Source organism: Pseudomonas sp. SJZ077, assembly GCF_007993905.1.
GTDB classification, from domain to species: domain Bacteria; phylum Pseudomonadota; class Gammaproteobacteria; order Pseudomonadales; family Pseudomonadaceae; genus Aquipseudomonas; species Aquipseudomonas mandelii.
Genome location: NZ_VIUJ01000016.1, coordinates 117,671 through 135,356, shown reverse-complemented (window position 1 = coordinate 135,356; position 17,686 = coordinate 117,671). Strand labels below are relative to the sequence as shown.

Genomic DNA, 17,686 nt, shown 5'->3' with positions numbered 1-17,686 from the left:
CGTTTTTGTTTGTCTGCGATTTGATGGATCAACACCATCCCCCAGTGGGAGCGAGCCTGCTCGCGATAGCGGCATTGCATTCAACATCAATGCAAGCTGACCCGCCGCCATCGCGAGCAGGCTCCCACAGGGCGAGGTGTCAGGCGTTCAAATTCGGCGAACAGCAAAAAGGCGCCTCTCGGCGCCTTTTGCTTTGTCGCGGTTAACGTCAGGCCATTTCGGCCGTGGTTTCGAACTCGAAGGTCAGCTCGCCGTCCTTGAGGTCGATGTGCACCACGCCACCATGGTCGGCCAGTTCGCCAAAGAGGATCTCTTCCGCCAGCGGACGCTTGATCTTGTCCTGGATCAAACGCGCCATTGGTCGAGCACCCATTGCCGAGTCGTAGCCACCTGCTGCCAGCCAGCTTCGCGCAGCGTCGGTCACTTCCAGCTGCACGCGCTTGTCTTCCAGCTGCGCCTGAAGCTCGGTAAGGAACTTGTCCACCACGCTTTTGATGACCTCATGGCTGAGGCGACCAAACTGGATAATGGTGTCCAGACGGTTGCGGAACTCCGGCGTGAAGCTCTTCTTGATCACTTCCATCGCATCGGACGAGTGGTCCTGATGGGTGAAACCGATCGAAGCACGCGCCGCTGTTTCGGCACCGGCGTTGGTCGTCATGATGACGATCACGTTACGGAAATCCGCCTTGCGCCCGTTGTTATCGGTCAGCGTACCGTGGTCCATCACCTGCAACAGCAGGTTGAAGACTTCCGGATGCGCCTTCTCTATCTCATCGAGCAACAGCACGCAGTGAGGCTGCTTGGTGATGGCTTCGGTCAGCAGACCGCCCTGATCGAACCCGACATAACCTGGAGGCGCACCGATCAGACGCGATACGGTGTGGCGTTCCATGTACTCGGACATGTCGAAACGAACCAGCTCGATGCCCAACGCCTTGGCCAGCTGACGCGCCGCTTCGGTTTTACCGACGCCGGTCGGCCCTGCGAACAGGAACGAACCGACTGGCTTGTCAGGCGACTTGAGGCCGGCACGGGACAGTTTGATCGCGGTCGACAGCGAGTCGATCGCGGCATCCTGGCCAAATACCGTCAGCTTCAGGTCACGCTCAAGGTTGCGCAGCAGCTCTTTGTCGGAGCTGGTGACGTGCTTAGGCGGAATCCGCGCGATTTTCGCGACGATGTCCTCGACCTGAGGCACCTCGATGCGTTTCACGCGTTTCTCGATCGGCTGCAGACGCTGATAGGCGCCCGCCTCGTCGATGACATCGATGGCCTTGTCCGGCATGTGCCGGTCATTGATGTAGCGCGACGCCAGTTCAGCGGCGGCACGCAACGCCTCATCGCTGTATTCGATGTTGTGGTGCGCTTCAAAACGCCCTTTCAGGCCGCGCAGGATGCCGATGGTGTCTTCAACCGAAGGCTCCGACACATCGACCTTCTGGAAGCGCCGGGCCAAGGCACGGTCCTTCTCGAAGATCCCGCGGAATTCCTGGAACGTGGTTGAGCCGATGCAACGGATATCGCCCGACGACAGCAGCGGTTTGAGCAGGTTCGAGGCATCCATGACGCCACCGGACGCGGCACCCGCACCAATGATGGTGTGGATCTCGTCGATGAACAGGATCGCCTGCGGACGTTTTTTCAGCTCATTGAGCAGCGCCTTGAAGCGCTTCTCGAAATCGCCACGGTATTTGGTCCCGGCCAGCAAGGCCCCCAGATCGAGGGAATAGACCACGCTGTTGGCCAGCAAGTCCGGCACCTGGTTGTCGACAATGCGTTTAGCCAGGCCTTCGGCAATCGCGGTTTTACCCACGCCCGCCTCGCCCACCAGCAGCGGGTTGTTTTTGCGACGACGCGCCAGGATCTGCGCGACACGCTCGACTTCCAGCTCACGGCCTACCAACGGATCGATACGACCCTGGCGCGCGAGTTCGTTGAGGTTGCTGGCATAAGCATCCAGAGGATTGCCTGAAGAAGAAGACTCACCGCCCTCGTCGTCCTGCATATCTTGCTCACCTTCAGAGTGATCGCCATGCCCCGGCACTTTGGAAATGCCATGGGCGATGTAGTTGACGACATCAATGCGCGCAACGCTCTGCTGTTTCAGCAGGAACACTGCCTGACTCTCTTGCTCACTGAAGATGGCGACCAGCACGTTAGCGCCAGTCACTTCGCGTTTGCCCGAGCTCTGTACGTGGAAAACAGCACGTTGCAGGACACGCTGGAAGCCCAGGGTTGGCTGGGTTTCGCGATCTTCGTCATGGACGGGGATCAAGGGCGTGGTGGAGTCGATGAACTCCTGCAGATCGTGCTTGAGTTTGTCGAGGTTTGCGCCGCAGGCACGCAAAACGGTGGCGGCAGCCTCATTGTCCAATAGGGCCAGCAGGAGGTGTTCGACGGTCATGAATTCATGACGCTTCGATCTAGCCTCCTTGAAGGCAAGATTGAGGGTGACTTCGAGCTCGCGGTTTAACATAGCTTCACCTCATACCCAAGTGGTCGGCGATTAACCGTCCTTCTCGATTTCACAGAGTAGCGGATGCTGGCTTTCCCTGGCGTACTGGTTGACCTGCATGGCCTTAGTCTCGGCGATGTCGCGGGTAAACACTCCACATACTGCCCGTCCTTCTGTGTGGACGGCCAGCATGACCTTGGTCGCCAGCTCCCGATTCAGGTTAAAAAACACCTCGAGCACTTCGACGACGAAATCCATCGGTGTGTAGTCATCGTTGAACAAAACCACCTTGTACATCGGCGGCGCCTGTAATGCAGGCTTTGCCTCCTGAACAGCAATGCCTGCGGAATCGTCGTCGTGGGGCTCCGGGTGATCTTTTTGGAGAGCCGGGCGATCCTGATTGAATGTTAGTCGAATCTGGCTGATTGCATGCATGGAAGGAAAGGTTCGTCAGTTGTTCAAATACAGTGGTGGGGGCGGCTATGGACGATTTCAACTCCGACCGCCCGGTCACCTTGACTATCGGCAAAACGGTGTTACAACCAATAGAGCCCACAGTGGGTAAAAAAGGTCCGCGGAGTCAATCTTATTTCGAGATTCGACTGCGGATGTACTGGATGATACTCCAGTGATGGAGTCTGTTGCAGAGGGATATGGGTATGTCAGTCGGCAAGGTGAAATGGTTCAACAATGCCAAGGGGTTCGGTTTCATTAACACCGACGCCAGAGAAGGTCGTGACGAAGATGGAAAAGATATCGACTTCTTTGCCCACTACTCGGCCATTGAGATGGACGGATATAAAACCCTCAAGGCCGGGCAAATCGTGAGTTTCCAGATTGTTCAGGGCCCCAAGGGGCTGCATGCCGTCGAAATCAAGGCTGCGACAACCGAAAATGAACAGACTGCCGCTGTCACCCCGCAGGAAACAGTAACGAGCTGACGCATCATTCAGTCATAAAAAAACCGCCCGACTCAATCACTGAATCGGGCGGTTTTTGTTATGCGGGAACTCGCTTACATATGCGAGATGAGCGCATCACCAAACGCAGAAGAAGACAGCAGCTTCGCGCCTTCCATCAGACGATGGAAATCATAGGTCACGGTTTTGGCGGAAATCGCGCCGTTGGTGCCCTTGATGATCAGGTCTGCCGCTTCGGTCCAACCCATGTGGCGCAGCATCATCTCTGCGGACAGGATCAGCGAACCCGGGTTGACCTGGTCCTTGCCGGCGTATTTCGGCGCAGTACCGTGGGTCGCTTCAAACATGGCAATGGTGTCGGACAGGTTGGCGCCCGGTGCAATACCGATACCGCCCACTTCCGCCGCCAGGGCGTCAGAGAGATAGTCGCCGTTCAGGTTCAGGGTCGCGATCACATCGTATTCGGCCGGGCGCAGCAGGATTTGCTGGAGCATGGCGTCGGCGATGGCGTCCTTGACGATGACGTTCTTGCCGGTTTTCGGGTTCTTGAACTGCATCCACGGACCGCCGTCGAGCAGGGTCGCACCGAATTCTTCAGCGGCCACTTCGTAGGCCCATTCCTTGAAGGCACCTTCGGTGAACTTCATGATGTTGCCTTTGTGCACGATGGTCAGCGAGTCGCGGTCGTTGTCGACCACATACTGCAACGCCTTGCGCGCCAGACGTTTGGTGCCTTGCAGGGAAACCGGCTTGATGCCGATACCGCAGTTTTCGTCGAAACGGATCTTGGTGACGCCCATTTCATCTTTGAGGAACTTGATGACCTTGGTCGCTTCCGGCGAACCGGCTTTCCATTCGATACCGGCGTAGATGTCTTCCGAGTTCTCACGGAAGATCGTCATATCGACATCGCCTGGCTTCTTGACCGGGCTAGGCACGCCTTCGAACCAGCGCACCGGGCGCAGGCACACATAAAGGTCGAGTTGCTGACGCAGGGCCACGTTCAGGGAGCGGATACCGCCACCGACCGGGGTGGTCAGAGGGCCCTTGATGGAAACCACGTAATCCTTGACTGCGTCCAGGGTTTCCTGGGGAAGCCAGGTGTCCTGATCGTAAACCTGAGTCGCTTTCTCCCCGGCATAGACTTCCATCCAGGAAATTTTGCGCTCGCCGCCGTAAGCCTTCTTAACAGCAGCATCGACAACCTTGATCATGACCGGGCTGATATCAACGCCAATACCATCACCTTCGATGAAGGGGATGATCGGGTTGTTAGGAACATTGAGAGAATGGTCCGCGTTGACGGTGATTTTGTCGCCGACTGCTGGAACCTGAATCTTCTTGTATCCCATGCTGAACTCCATTGTTTGGATTGAACATCTGGCTTCGTTCGAGCGTACCCCAGTTAAATCGGCACGCAAACCCTATGTTCCATCCATCTGCCGCAAAGCTGCACAGTTCGCGACGTACAAGCCTGAAAGCAAAGGGAAAAGCGCCAAACTCAAGCACGGTGCAAGACTCTACGCCCCCCTCGCCCCTGCGACCTTTAGACCAATGGACGAGAATCGTTGCATATGAACCATCGGCAGATTGCCAGCTACCTATGTATAATGCCGCCCGCTGACCGCAGAGTCACGATGGCCGACCTCTCTACTACGAGGCGTGGGGCCTGAAAAAGCAGGGTTGTTACCGCAACCCACCCGCTTGACGCTCGACCGATGCACCCAACATCACCGCAAAGAAACCTCGACATTCGGCTCATGGATGACTTTGAACGAACGCGCTTACCCGGCGCCCCTCGAGTTTCTGCGCACGCTTTAGCAAAGAAGAGAGAGTTAATCCGAATATGCCCACCCGCTCGAAGATCATCTATACCTTCACCGACGAAGCTCCCGCCCTCGCCACCTATTCACTGTTGCCTATCGTAGAAGCGTTCACCGCTTCGGCTGATATCGCCGTGGAAACCCGCGATATCTCTCTTGCAGGGCGCATCCTGGCCAGCTTCCCCGAGCAATTGGGTGACAAAGCCGTAGCCGACCACCTCGCCGAACTGGGCGATCTGGCCGTTACGCCTGAAGCCAACATCATCAAGCTGCCGAACATCAGCGCCTCGGTTCCGCAACTGCAAGCCGCAATCAAAGAGCTCCAAGCCCAGGGCTTCGCCCTGCCGGACTACCCGGAAACCGTGGCCACCGACGCCGACAAGCTCGCCAAGTCGCGTTACGACAAGATCAAGGGCAGCGCCGTGAACCCGGTTCTGCGCGAAGGCAACTCTGATCGTCGTGCACCGCTGTCGGTCAAGAACTATGCACGCAAGCACCCGCACAAAATGGGCGCCTGGGCTGCGGACTCCAAGTCCCATGTCGCACACATGAGCACCGGTGATTTCTACGGCAGCGAAAAAGCTGCCCTGATCGACGCCGCTGATGCCGTCAAAATCGAACTGATCGCTCAAGACGGCACCACCACCGTCCTGAAAGAAAAAACCACCGTGCAAGCCGGTGAGATCCTCGATTGCGCGGTCATGAGCAAAAACGCTCTGCGCAGCTTCATCGCTGCCGAGATCGAAGACGCCAAGCAAAAAGGCGTGCTGCTGTCGGTTCACTTGAAAGCCACCATGATGAAGGTCTCCGACCCGATCATGTTCGGCCAGATCGTTGCCGAGTTCTATAAAGACGCACTGGCCAAGCACGCTGACGTGCTGGCACAGATCGGTTTCAACCTGAACAACGGCATCGGCGACCTGTACGCTCGCATCAAGGCCTTGCCGGCCGAGCAACAAGCGCAGATCGAAGCGGACATCCAGGCGGTCTACGCCGTTCGTCCGTCGTTGGCCATGGTCAACTCCGACAAAGGCATCACCAACCTGCACGTGCCGAGCGACGTGATCGTCGACGCCTCGATGCCGGCGATGATCCGTGACTCCGGCAAAATGTGGGGCACTGACGGTCAGCTGCACGACACCAAGGCGGTGATCCCGGATCGCTGCTACGCCACCATCTACCAGGCGGTGATCGAAGACTGCAAGCTGCACGGCGCTTTCGATCCAACCACCATGGGCAGCGTGCCAAACGTTGGCCTGATGGCGAAAAAAGCCGAAGAGTACGGTTCCCACGACAAAACGTTCCAGATCAAGGCCAACGGCGTGGTTCGGGTTTCCGACGGCGCTGGCCGCACTCTGCTGGAGCAGTCGGTTGAAGCCGGCGACATCTTCCGCATGTGCCAGACCAAAGACGCGCCGATCCAGGATTGGGTCAAACTGGCCGTCAACCGTGCCCGTGCAAGCGCAACCCCGGCTATTTTCTGGCTGGACCCGATGCGCGCCCACGACGGTGTAGTGATCGAGAAAGTTCAGGCCTACCTGAAGGATCACGACACCTCCGGCCTGGACATCCGCATCATGTCGCCAGTCGACGCGATGGCCTTCACCCTGGGCCGTACCCGCGAAGGCAAGGACACCATCTCGGTGACCGGCAACGTACTGCGCGACTACCTGACCGACCTGTTCCCGATCATGGAACTGGGCACCAGCGCCAAGATGCTGTCGATCGTTCCGCTGATGAATGGCGGCGGTCTGTTCGAAACCGGCGCCGGCGGTTCGGCACCGAAGCACGTTCAACAGCTGCTGGAAGAGAACTTCCTGCGCTGGGATTCCCTGGGCGAGTTCCTGGCCCTGGCCGCTTCCCTTGAGCATCTGGGTGTTACTTACAACAACCCGAAAGCGCTGGTGCTGGCCAAGACCCTGGATCAGGCCACTGGCCAGTTCCTGGACAACAACAAGTCGCCATCGCGCAAAGTCGGCAATATCGACAACCGCGGCAGCCACTTCTACCTGGCGCTGTACTGGGCCCAGGCCCTGGCCGCCCAGACCGAAGACGCTGCACTGCAAGCGCAGTTCGGCGAACTGGCCAAGACCCTGGCCGAGAACGAAGCAACCATCGTTGCCGAGCTCAACGCCGTTCAGGGCAAGCCAGTGGACATCGGCGGTTACTACCACGCTAATGCCGAGCTGATCAGCAAGGCCATGCGCCCAAGCAACACCTTCAACGCCGCGATCGCTGCGTTGGTTTAAGGTTGTAAGGATGCAAAGAAGCCCCGGCCCAGTGCCGGGGTTTCTGTTTGTGCCCCACACTTTTCATCTATGAAATACGCACCAATGTGGGAGCGAGCCTGCTCGCGATAGCGATATATCATTCAACATTGATGTCGACTGACCCACCGTCATCGCGAGCAGGCTCGCTCCCACACTGTTCTTTATTCCAATATTAGAAACCGAGGAAGCTTCATGGATTGGCTACCCCACATCACCGTCGCCACCATCGTCGAAGACAATGGTCGCTTTCTGATGGTCGAAGAACTCAAGCACGGACGAACGGTGCTCAACCAGCCGGCCGGCCATCTGGACCCGGACGAAACCCTGATCGAAGCCGCCGTGCGCGAAACCCTGGAAGAAACCGGCTGGGACGTCGAACCGACCGGCGTGGTGGGCATTTACCTCTACACCGCCCCCAGCAACGGCGTGACCTACCAGCGGGTCTGTTTCACCGCAAAGCCGCTCAAACATTACCCCGACTATCAACTGGATGACGGCATCGTCGGCGCAAAATGGCTGACGCGTGACGAATTGCTGGCACAGCGCGCAAACTGGCGCAGTGAGCTGATCATCCGCTGTATCGATGATTATCTGGACGGCCAGCACTACAGTCTCGAACTGATCCGCCCTTCTCTTTAGCCTTGCGGGCTTCGGCCTGTTAGAATCGCGTCCTTTTTCAAGACACTCATTGAATCCCTATGCGTGATCCAGCCCCTTCTGACACACAAAAGAAGCGCGTCATTGTCGGCATGTCCGGCGGCGTGGACTCTTCCGTTTCCGCTCTCCTGCTTATCGAGCAGGGTTATGAGGTGGAAGGCCTGTTCATGAAGAACTGGGAAGAAGACGATGGAACGGAATACTGCACCGCCATGGACGACCTGGCGGATGCCCAGGCCGTGTGCGACAAGATTGGCATCAAGCTGCACACCGCCAATTTCGCCGCCGAGTACTGGGACAACGTGTTCGAGCACTTCCTGGCCGAGTACAAGGCCGGTCGCACGCCAAACCCGGACATCCTGTGCAACCGCGAGATCAAGTTCAAGGCGTTCCTCGACTACGCCATGGTGCTCGGCGCCGACCTGATCGCTACCGGCCACTACGTGCGCCGCCGCGACATCGATGGGCGCACCGAACTGCTCAAGGGCCTGGACCCGAACAAGGACCAGAGTTATTTCCTGCACGCCGTCGGCGGCGAACAGATCGCCAAGACGCTGTTCCCGGTCGGTGAACTGGAAAAGCCCGAAGTGCGCGCGATTGCCGAGAAACACGAACTCGCCACCGCGAAGAAAAAGGATTCCACAGGGATCTGCTTTATCGGCGAACGCCGCTTCAGTGACTTCCTCAAGCAATACCTGCCGGCCCAACCGGGCGAGATCAAGACCACCGAAGGTGAAGTCATCGGCCGTCACCACGGCTTGATGTATCACACCATCGGCCAGCGTCAGGGCCTGGGCATCGGCGGCTTGAAAGACGCCGGTGACGAGCCATGGTACGTGCTGATCAAGGACCTGGAACACAACGAGCTGATCGTCGGCCAGGGCAATGACCATCCGTACCTGTTCTCCCGCGCCCTGCTCGCCTCGGACATCTATTGGGTCAACCCGATCGATCTGACCGAGCCGCGCAAGTTGACCGCCAAGGTTCGTTATCGCCAAAGCGATCAGCCCTGCACGCTGGAAAAAACCGCCACCGGCTATCGCGCCACCTTCGATGACCCACAGCGCGCGGTCACCCCGGGCCAGTCCGTGGTGTTCTACGACGGTGAAATCTGCCTCGGCGGCGGCGTGATTGAAGTCGCAGAGCCATGGAGCAGCAAGGCATGAACCCCACTCAGGAGCAACTGACGGCGCTGGGCGGCGTGTTTCTCGCCGCCGTCCTCGTCGACAAGATTGCCAAGACCGGCCAGACCACCGAAGCCGGCCTGACCTGCATGCTCGGCAGCCTGCTGATCCGCGACCCCAAGGACACCCTGGAAGTGTACGGCGGCGACGACCTCAATCTGCGCGAAGGCTATCGCGCATTGATCGGCGCTCTGGAACGCGACCCGAGCACCCTGCAGCGCGAACCGCTGCGTTACGCCCTGGCCATGCTGGGCCTGGAGCGTCAGCTGGCCAAGCGCGACGACTTGCTCGATGTGATCGGCAAGCGTTTGCCGCAGATTCAGTCCCAGGTCGAGCACTTCGGCCCGGCCCACGAAAACGTGATTGCGGCCTGCGGTGCGCTGTACCAGGACACCCTGAGCACCTTGCGCCAACGGATTCAGGTCCACGGCGACATGCGCAACCTGCAGCAACCGAGCAACGCCTCGAAAATCCGCGCCCTGTTGCTGGCCGGGATTCGTTCGGCGCGCCTGTGGCGGCAGTTGGGCGGCCATCGCTGGCAGCTGGTGATCAGCCGTCGCAAGTTGCTCAAAGAGCTTTACCCGCTGATGCGCAGCAGCTGAACCGCGCCCGCAACACCGCTTTAGATCTGTAACGCGTAATACGCCGGTCAGTTGGCAACGGACCGGCGGATTTTTTCATGTATGATACGCGCCCCATTTCGTTGCCCGACTGTCCGAGAACACCCCATGCAGCTTTCTTCGCTCACTGCGGTTTCCCCTGTTGACGGCCGCTACGCCGGCAAAACCCAGGCCCTGCGCCCAATTTTCAGCGAGTACGGCCTGATCCGTGCTCGCGTTCTGGTTGAAGTGCGCTGGCTCCAGCGCCTGGCCGCTCACCCAGGCATCAGCGAAGTGCCGGCGTTCTCCGCCGAAGCCAACGCGGTGCTGAACACCCTGGCGGAGAACTTCGCTCTGGAGCACGCCGAGCGTGTCAAAGAGATCGAGCGCACCACCAACCACGACGTCAAAGCCATCGAATACCTGCTCAAAGAGCAGGCGGCCAAGCTGCCGGAACTGGCCAAGGTCAGCGAGTTCATCCACTTTGCCTGCACCAGCGAGGACATCAACAACCTGTCCCACGCCCTGATGCTGCGCGAAGGTCGTGATGACGTGATGCTGCCGCTGATGCGCCAGACCGCTCAAGCTATCCGCGAACTGGCCATCCGTTTCGCTGACGTGCCAATGCTGTCGCGCACCCACGGTCAACCGGCCTCGCCGACCACCCTGGGCAAAGAGCTGGCGAACGTGGTTTACCGTCTAGAGCGTCAGATCGCTCAAGTCGCTGCCGTTCCGCTGCTGGGCAAGATCAACGGCGCTGTCGGCAACTACAACGCTCACCTGTCGGCCTACCCTGAGATCGACTGGGAAGAGAACGCCCGCGCCTTCATCGAAGACGAGCTGGGCCTGGGCTTCAACCCGTACACCACACAGATCGAACCGCACGACTACATCGCCGAGCTGTTCGACGCGATCGCCCGCTTCAACACCATCCTGATCGACTTCGACCGCGACATCTGGGGCTACATTTCCCTGGGTTATTTCAAGCAGCGCACCATCGCTGGCGAAATCGGTTCGTCGACCATGCCGCACAAGGTCAACCCGATCGACTTCGAGAACTCCGAAGGCAACCTGGGTATCGCCAACGCGCTGTTCCAGCATTTGGCGAGCAAGCTGCCGATCTCCCGCTGGCAGCGTGACCTGACCGACTCCACCGTGCTGCGCAACCTCGGTGTCGGCTTCGCCCACAGCGTGATCGCGTACGAAGCCAGCCTCAAGGGCATCAGCAAACTGGAGCTCAACGCTCAGAAGATCGCAGCTGACCTGGACGCGTGCTGGGAAGTGCTGGCCGAGCCGATCCAGACCGTGATGCGTCGCTACAACATCGAAAACCCGTATGAAAAGCTGAAAGAGTTGACGCGTGGCAAGGGCATCAGCCCTGAAGCACTGCAAACTTTCATCGACGGCCTGGACATGCCAGCCGCTGCCAAGGCCGAGCTGAAATTGCTCACCCCGGCGAACTACATCGGTAACGCCGTGGCACAAGCCAAACGCATCTGATCGACCGTTTTACCCGTTTGAGACGCCCGGCAGCGCCGGGCGTTTTTATTCCCGTCTGAAAAGTGCATTTTTTCAATAGGTTACACATGAATCCTGACATTCCTCTTCAACTTCTGGGCGGCATCACGGCGCGCGAATTCCTGCGCGACTACTGGCAGAAAAAACCCCTGCTGATCCGTCAGGCGATTCCTGAATTCGAAAGTCCGATTGACGCCGACGAACTGGCTGGCCTGGCGCTGGAAGAAGAAGTTGAATCGCGCCTGGTAATCGAAAACGGCGAGCGCCCTTGGGAATTGCGTCGCGGTCCGTTCGCCGAAGACGAATTCAGCAAACTGCCGGAACGTGACTGGACCCTGCTGGTTCAAGCGGTTGACCAGTTCGTCCCGGAAGTTTCTGAGCTGCTGGAAAACTTCCGCTTCCTGCCGAGCTGGCGCGTCGACGACGTGATGATCAGCTTCGCCGCCCCGGGTGGCAGCGTCGGTCCGCACTTCGATAACTACGATGTGTTCCTGCTGCAGGGTCACGGCAAGCGCAACTGGAAAATCGGCCAGATGTGCGATTCCGAGAGCAAGTTGCTGCAACACGCGGACCTGCGCATCCTCGCTGATTTCGAAGCCACCGATGAGTGGGTCCTGGAACCTGGCGACATGCTCTACCTGCCGCCGCGCCTGGCCCACTGCGGTGTTGCGATTGATGACTGCATGACCTACTCGGTCGGCTTCCGCGCCCCGAGCGCTTCTGAAGTGCTGACTCACTTCACTGACTTCCTCAGCCAGTTCCTGACCGACGAAGAGCGCTACACCGATGCCGACGCCCTGCCGGCAGTCGATCCGCACCAGATTCAGCACGACGCCCTTGATCGCCTGAAAGCCTTGCTGGCCGAGCACATGAGCGACGAGCGCCTGCTGCTGACCTGGTTTGGCCAGTACATGACCGAGCCGCGCTACCCGGAACTCGTGGTAGGCCCGGAAGAGATCGAAGAAGACGACCTGCTTGCCAGCCTGGAGCAAGGCGCAATACTGATCCGCAACCCGAGCGCACGCCTGGCCTGGTCCGAAGTCGATGACGACCTGCTGCTGTTCGCCAGCGGCCAGAGCCGTTATCTGCCAGGCAAGCTGCGTGAGCTGCTGAAAATGATCTGCGCTGCCGACTCCCTGCACGCTGACAATCTGGGCGAGTGGCTGACCGACGAAGACAGCCGCGGCTTGCTGTGCGAACTGATCAAGCAAGGAAGCCTGGGGTTTGCCGATGAATAAAATTCACGTTCGTGTCGCAGACTGGCAAAAGGACAACGCCGAGATCCGGCGCATTCGTGAGACGGTGTTCATTGCCGAGCAATCCGTTCCGCCAGAATTGGAATGGGATGCGGATGACGCAACGGCGGTGCATTTCCTGGCCTTCGAAGGCGACTTTCCGATTGGCACCGCCCGCCTGCTGCCCGATGGGCACATTGGCCGGGTCTCGGTGCTGAAAGACTGGCGCGGTTTGAAAGTCGGCGATGCGCTGATGCAAGCGGTGATCGGTGAAGCCGAGAAGCGCGATCTGAAGCAGCAGATGCTGAGCGCACAGGTCCAGGCCACGGCGTTCTATGAGCGCCTGGGCTTCAGACAGGTCAGTGAGGAATTCCTGGAAGCCGGGATTTCTCATGTGGACATGGTGCGGCACTCCGCTTAATTCCTTGTGATGGGAGATTACTGTGGCGAGGGAGCTTGCTCCCGCTGGGGCGCGAAGCGGCCCCAAGATTTTTAGGGCTGCTGTGCAGCCCAGCGGGAGCAAGCTCCCTCGCCACAAAAGCCCGCCAGAACACCACAAAACGCCTCGCCATCGACCGATGCCGGGGCGTTTTGCTGTCTACGATTCAACTTGCCCCACGCCGGGCCGACAAACTGGCAATATCAACACTTCAAGATGTCGGAGATAACGGATATGTCCCTACGCACCCTGCTCACCACGCTGCTGCTGACGTGCAGTTTTTCAGTCATGGCAGCCACCGAGATCGTGCCCCTGAATTACCACACCAGCGCCGATATGCTACCCATGGCACAGGATTTCATCGGCAAGGACGGCCAGGTCAGCGCTTACGGCAACCAACTGATTGTCAACGCAGAACAGCGCAAGATCGACGAACTTAAGGCCCTTGTTGCACAACTCGACGTTGCTGCAAAGCGCCTGCTGATCACGGTCGACACTAACGAAAACAACTTCCAGGGCGACCAGGGCTACTCGGTCAACGGCGCCAAACCGAGCCAGACGCGCATCATCAATCGCAGCACCGATAGCCGTGATGGCGGCATCCAGCAGATTCAGGCCAGTGAAGGCACACCGGCGCTGATTCAGGTCGGCCAAAGCGTCCCGCTCACCAGCACTCAGACCGATTCCTATGGTGATCTGCGCAGCCAGACCGAGTACCGCAACGTCACTCAGGGCTTCTACGTCACCGCCAGCGTTACCGGCGACATCGTTCACCTGGCGATCAGTACCAACCGTGACCGCATGAGCCAGGAACGTCCCGATGTAGTGAATGTGCAAAGTACCGACACAACTGTCACAGGACGCTTGGGCGAGTGGATCACCCTGGCCGGTGTGAATCGTCAGACCCAGGCCGATAAACAGGGCCTGACCCGCAGCCACTCGACTCAGGGCCGGGATGACATGACGTTGCGGGTGAAAGTCGATACTTTGGACTAAACCACCGAAAACTGACTGATTAGTCGTATTAGACCAAAGATGTAGTGCCCGAAAAAAAGCACTACAAAACGTTTGACGATACAAAAAAGCAAAGGCATGATGGCCTCGCTCCCGCTAATCAGGGGCCCTGGCAAGGGCCTTCGAGGCGCTGCTCGCATCTACCCCGCGAGCCGCTTCGTGTCTGTACCGCCCACAAGGTGTGTTTGACGAGGTTGCCGACTGGAACGAAGTTGTCCCGAGGGACGGAAGCGTAATTAGGTAACCCGGCTCCACACTGAAGTTCGTACCAAGGCCCACGACGCCCGAATGCGCTCGCCAGTTCGCCCTTACCTGCTCACTTCCCCTCGAGCCCATCGTTCATCCCGTCGCCAATCCCGCCGAATCCGACTTGACCACCTAAGCTTCTGGTCAGCGAGCAGCCTCTTACGCCCCAATTGAATCGCGTACTTGGCAGGAGCAGGAATTTTCCACACAGACCTATGCGACGAGGTTTATCTCCATGGCACTGACACGCGAACAGCAAATTGCAGCCCTCGAAAAAGATTGGGCTGAAAACCCACGCTGGAAAGGCGTGACACGCGCTTACTCCGCTGCTGACGTCGTCCGCCTGCGTGGCTCGGTTCAACCTGAGCACACCTTTGCAAAACTGGGCGCCGAGAAGCTGTGGAACCTGGTCACCCAGGGCGCCAAGCCATCCTTCCGTCCTGATAAAGATTTCGTCAACTGCATGGGCGCCCTGACCGGCGGCCAGGCTGTACAACAAGTCAAAGCCGGTATCCAGGCAATCTACCTGTCGGGCTGGCAGGTTGCTGCGGACAACAACTCCGCCGAATCGATGTACCCGGACCAGTCGCTGTACCCGGTGGACTCGGTTCCAACCGTGGTCAAGCGCATCAACAACTCGTTCCGTCGTGCCGACCAGATCCAGTGGAAAGCCGGCAAAGGCCCGGGCGATGAAGGTTACATCGACTACTTCGCACCGATCGTGGCTGACGCTGAAGCCGGTTTCGGCGGCGTTCTGAACGCTTACGAGCTGATGAAGAGCATGATCGAAGCAGGCGCCGCCGGCGTTCACTTCGAAGACCAACTGGCTTCCGTGAAAAAATGCGGCCACATGGGCGGCAAAGTACTGGTTCCTACCCAGGAAGCTGTACAGAAGCTGACCGCTGCTCGTCTGGCAGCTGACGTTGCTGGCACACCGACCATCATTTTGGCTCGTACCGACGCTAACGCGGCTGACCTGCTGACTTCCGATTGCGACCCATACGACCAGCCGTTCGTGACTGGCGAACGTACTCAGGAAGGCTTCTACAAAGTACGCGCCGGCCTGGACCAGGCGATCGCTCGCGGCCTGGCTTACGCTCCGTACGCCGACCTGATCTGGTGCGAAACCGCCAAGCCGGACCTGGACGAAGCGCGTCGTTTCGCTGAAGCGATCAAAAAGGAATACCCGGACCAACTGCTGTCGTACAACTGCTCGCCTTCCTTCAACTGGAAGAAAAACCTGGACGACGCGACCATCGCCAAGTTCCAGCGCGAACTGTCCGCCATGGGTTACAAGCACCAGTTCATCACCCTGGCCGGCATTCACAACATGTGGCACAGCATGTTCAACCTGGCGCACGACTACGCCCGCAACGACATGACTGCCTACGTGAAACTGCAAGAGCAAGAGTTCGCTGACGCTTCGAAGGGCTACACCTTCGTGGCTCACCAGCAGGAAGTGGGCACCGGCTACTTCGACGACATGACCACCGTGATTCAAGGTGGCACGTCTTCGGTAACCGCCCTGACCGGTTCGACTGAAGAAGAACAGTTCCACTGATCTGATTCGCCTGAGCAAACGGCCGTTGCGGACCGAATAGAAAGCTAACCGCAACGTCGCACATCTGACGCCCCGACTGGTTCGGGGCGTTTTTTTTGCCTGCATTTTTTGAAACACCACCGCCCCCCCCCCGTAGGGGCGAGGCTTGCCCGCGAAGAACGATGACGCGGTAAGTCTGGAGCACCGCGGCGTATTCTTCGCGGGCAAGCCTCGCTCCTACGGGGGAACGCGTGCAGCCAAAAACCTTGATTCAGAGCAGTTTCAAGATCAGGAAAGCAGGGTAAAACAACCCCGCCCGCTACTTGTAGTAACGCGCATATAAGACAACTTCCCCGCCCCAACCTGGATAACCAGTTTAAAAACCATCGCAAACAATAATGATTGTCATTTGGCGGCAACTATGTTCGTTACATTCCCTACAAAACAATATTGATGAAAACCCGGCTAATGCCCGCAACGCATGGGCTGCGTGGCATTGGAGGTGCGCTATGTCCTTATTCCTGTAAATAATTTCGCTATAGGAATTTTACTTGCACGGTGTTGTGCCATAAAATCAGCGGGATTGATTGCTGCGACATATCGTCACTGCGTTGTTTCTTTTTCAAGCTCAGAGACCTTTGCTCTCTGTTAAGGATTTCCAGCATGCCCGAAGCGACAGGACTCATGGCCCACAACTGGGGCTTTGCCATTTTCCTTCTGGGCGTTGTCGGCCTCTGCGCCTTCATGCTCGGCGTCTCCAGCCTCCTCGGGTCAAAAGCCTGGGGCCGCAGCAAAAACGAACCGTTCGAGTCAGGCATGCTACCTACAGGTGGCGCCCGCTTGCGGCTCTCAGCCAAATTCTATCTGGTCGCGATGCTCTTCGTGATCTTCGATATCGAAGCCCTCTTTCTCTTTGCCTGGTCTGTGTCCGTCCGCGAAAGCGGCTGGACCGGATTCGTCGAAGCTCTCGTTTTCATAGCAATTCTGTTGGCAGGTCTTGTCTACCTGTTCCGAGTGGGCGCCCTTGACTGGGCTCCGGAAGCTCGTCGCAAGCGGCAGGCGAAGCTGAAACAATGAGGCTTTGGCAATGCAATACAATCTCACCAGGATCGACCCCGATGCTCCTAACGAGCAGTATCCGATTGGCGAACGGGAAACCGTTTCCGATCCGTTAGAAGATCAAGTCCACAAAAACATCTTCATGGGCAAGCTCGAAGACGTGCTTAACGGCACAGTCAACTGGGGGCGCAAGAACTCCCTGTGGCCGTATAACTTCGGTCTTTCGTGCTGCTACGTGGAAATGACCACCGCCTTCACGGCGCCCCACGACATCGCGCGCTTTGGCGCCGAGGTTATCCGGGCATCGCCGCGCCAGGCGGATTTCATGGTTATCGCTGGTACCTGCTTCATCAAGATGGCGCCGATCATTCAGCGTCTCTACGAGCAAATGCTCGAACCTAAATGGGTTATCTCCATGGGTTCGTGCGCCAACTCCGGTGGCATGTACGACATCTACTCCGTCGTTCAAGGGGTGGACAAGTTCCTGCCCGTGGACGTCTACGTGCCTGGCTGCCCGCCCCGCCCTGAAGCTTTTTTGCAAGGCTTGATGCTCTTGCAAGAGTCGATTGGACAGGAGCGTCGTCCGCTTTCCTGGGTCGTCGGTGATCAAGGCGTGTACCGCGCCGAGATGCCTTCGCAAAAGGAACAGCGCCGCGAACAGCGAATCGCAGTCACCAACCTGCGCAGCCCCGACGAAGTCTGATCCAGCTCTGCTTCTTTAATA

15 protein-coding genes are annotated in these 17,686 nt (G+C 58.3%); 12 read left to right on the top strand and 3 right to left on the bottom strand.

Annotated elements, in window-relative coordinates:
* Positions 1-208: 208 nt before the first annotated feature.
* Entirely contained in the window at positions 209-2,479 is a 2,271-nt protein-coding gene (gene clpA / locus FBY01_RS22585) for an ATP-dependent Clp protease ATP-binding subunit ClpA (RefSeq protein WP_007946437.1), read from the bottom strand.
* A gap of 30 nt (positions 2,480-2,509) precedes the next feature.
* A complete protein-coding gene (clpS, locus tag FBY01_RS22580; RefSeq protein WP_010458899.1) occupies positions 2,510-2,893 on the bottom strand; it encodes an ATP-dependent Clp protease adapter ClpS in 384 nt (127 codons plus the stop codon).
* A 224-nt stretch (positions 2,894-3,117) separates the two neighbouring features.
* Here clpS and FBY01_RS22575 point away from each other — a divergent pair, with 224 nt between their 5' ends.
* Positions 3,118-3,399: a cold shock domain-containing protein gene (locus tag FBY01_RS22575; protein ID WP_042932186.1), complete on the top strand. Its 282-nt coding sequence runs from the start codon at positions 3,118-3,120 to the stop codon at positions 3,397-3,399.
* 74 nt (positions 3,400-3,473) lie between these two features.
* On the opposite strand, the gene icd is transcribed toward FBY01_RS22575, so the two are convergent.
* On the bottom strand, positions 3,474-4,730 hold the full coding sequence (gene icd / locus FBY01_RS22570) for an NADP-dependent isocitrate dehydrogenase (RefSeq protein WP_010458895.1): 1,257 nt from the start codon (positions 4,728-4,730) through the stop codon (positions 3,474-3,476).
* Positions 4,731-5,224: 494 nt separating this feature from the next.
* On the opposite strand from icd, the gene FBY01_RS22560 reads away from it, so the two are divergent.
* From FBY01_RS22560 to FBY01_RS22500, 11 genes are all read left to right on the top strand, one after another.
* Positions 5,225-7,450, top strand: coding sequence for an NADP-dependent isocitrate dehydrogenase (locus FBY01_RS22560; protein ID WP_083377163.1), 2,226 nt, complete (start codon positions 5,225-5,227; stop codon positions 7,448-7,450).
* Positions 7,451-7,663: 213 nt separating this feature from the next.
* A complete protein-coding gene (locus tag FBY01_RS22555; protein ID WP_010458891.1) occupies positions 7,664-8,110 on the top strand; it encodes an NUDIX hydrolase in 447 nt (148 codons plus the stop codon).
* A gap of 59 nt (positions 8,111-8,169) precedes the next feature.
* Positions 8,170-9,294 carry a tRNA 2-thiouridine(34) synthase MnmA gene (gene mnmA, locus FBY01_RS22550; RefSeq protein ID WP_010458889.1) on the top strand — a complete coding sequence of 375 codons (1,125 nt, stop codon included), beginning with the start codon at positions 8,170-8,172 and terminating at the stop codon, positions 9,292-9,294.
* Positions 9,291-9,914, top strand: coding sequence for a high frequency lysogenization protein HflD (gene hflD / locus FBY01_RS22545; protein ID WP_010458887.1), 624 nt, complete (start codon positions 9,291-9,293; stop codon positions 9,912-9,914). The genes mnmA and hflD overlap by 4 nt, the downstream gene beginning before the upstream one ends.
* 126 nt (positions 9,915-10,040) lie before the next feature.
* A complete protein-coding gene (gene purB, locus FBY01_RS22540) occupies positions 10,041-11,411 on the top strand; it encodes an adenylosuccinate lyase (RefSeq protein WP_010458886.1) in 1,371 nt (456 codons plus the stop codon).
* An 86-nt stretch (positions 11,412-11,497) separates the two neighbouring features.
* On the top strand, positions 11,498-12,667 hold the full coding sequence (locus FBY01_RS22535; RefSeq protein ID WP_010458883.1) for a cupin domain-containing protein: 1,170 nt from the start codon (positions 11,498-11,500) through the stop codon (positions 12,665-12,667).
* A complete protein-coding gene (locus FBY01_RS22530) occupies positions 12,660-13,085 on the top strand; it encodes a GNAT family N-acetyltransferase (RefSeq protein ID WP_010458881.1) in 426 nt (141 codons plus the stop codon). Before FBY01_RS22535 ends, FBY01_RS22530 begins: the two co-directional genes overlap by 8 nt.
* Before the next feature lie 252 nt (positions 13,086-13,337).
* Positions 13,338-14,099 carry a secretin N-terminal domain-containing protein gene (locus tag FBY01_RS22520; RefSeq protein WP_145309601.1) on the top strand — a complete coding sequence of 254 codons (762 nt, stop codon included), beginning with the start codon at positions 13,338-13,340 and terminating at the stop codon, positions 14,097-14,099.
* Between the two features lie 499 nt (positions 14,100-14,598).
* Positions 14,599-15,924, top strand: a complete 1,326-nt coding sequence (aceA, locus tag FBY01_RS22510; RefSeq protein WP_010458877.1) for an isocitrate lyase — start codon at positions 14,599-14,601, stop codon at positions 15,922-15,924.
* A 642-nt stretch (positions 15,925-16,566) separates the two neighbouring features.
* Entirely contained in the window at positions 16,567-16,980 is a 414-nt protein-coding gene (locus FBY01_RS22505; protein ID WP_003223812.1) for an NADH-quinone oxidoreductase subunit A, read from the top strand.
* Between the two features lie 10 nt (positions 16,981-16,990).
* Positions 16,991-17,665 carry an NADH-quinone oxidoreductase subunit B family protein gene (locus tag FBY01_RS22500; RefSeq protein WP_010458867.1) on the top strand — a complete coding sequence of 225 codons (675 nt, stop codon included), beginning with the start codon at positions 16,991-16,993 and terminating at the stop codon, positions 17,663-17,665.
* Positions 17,666-17,686 lie beyond the last annotated feature (21 nt).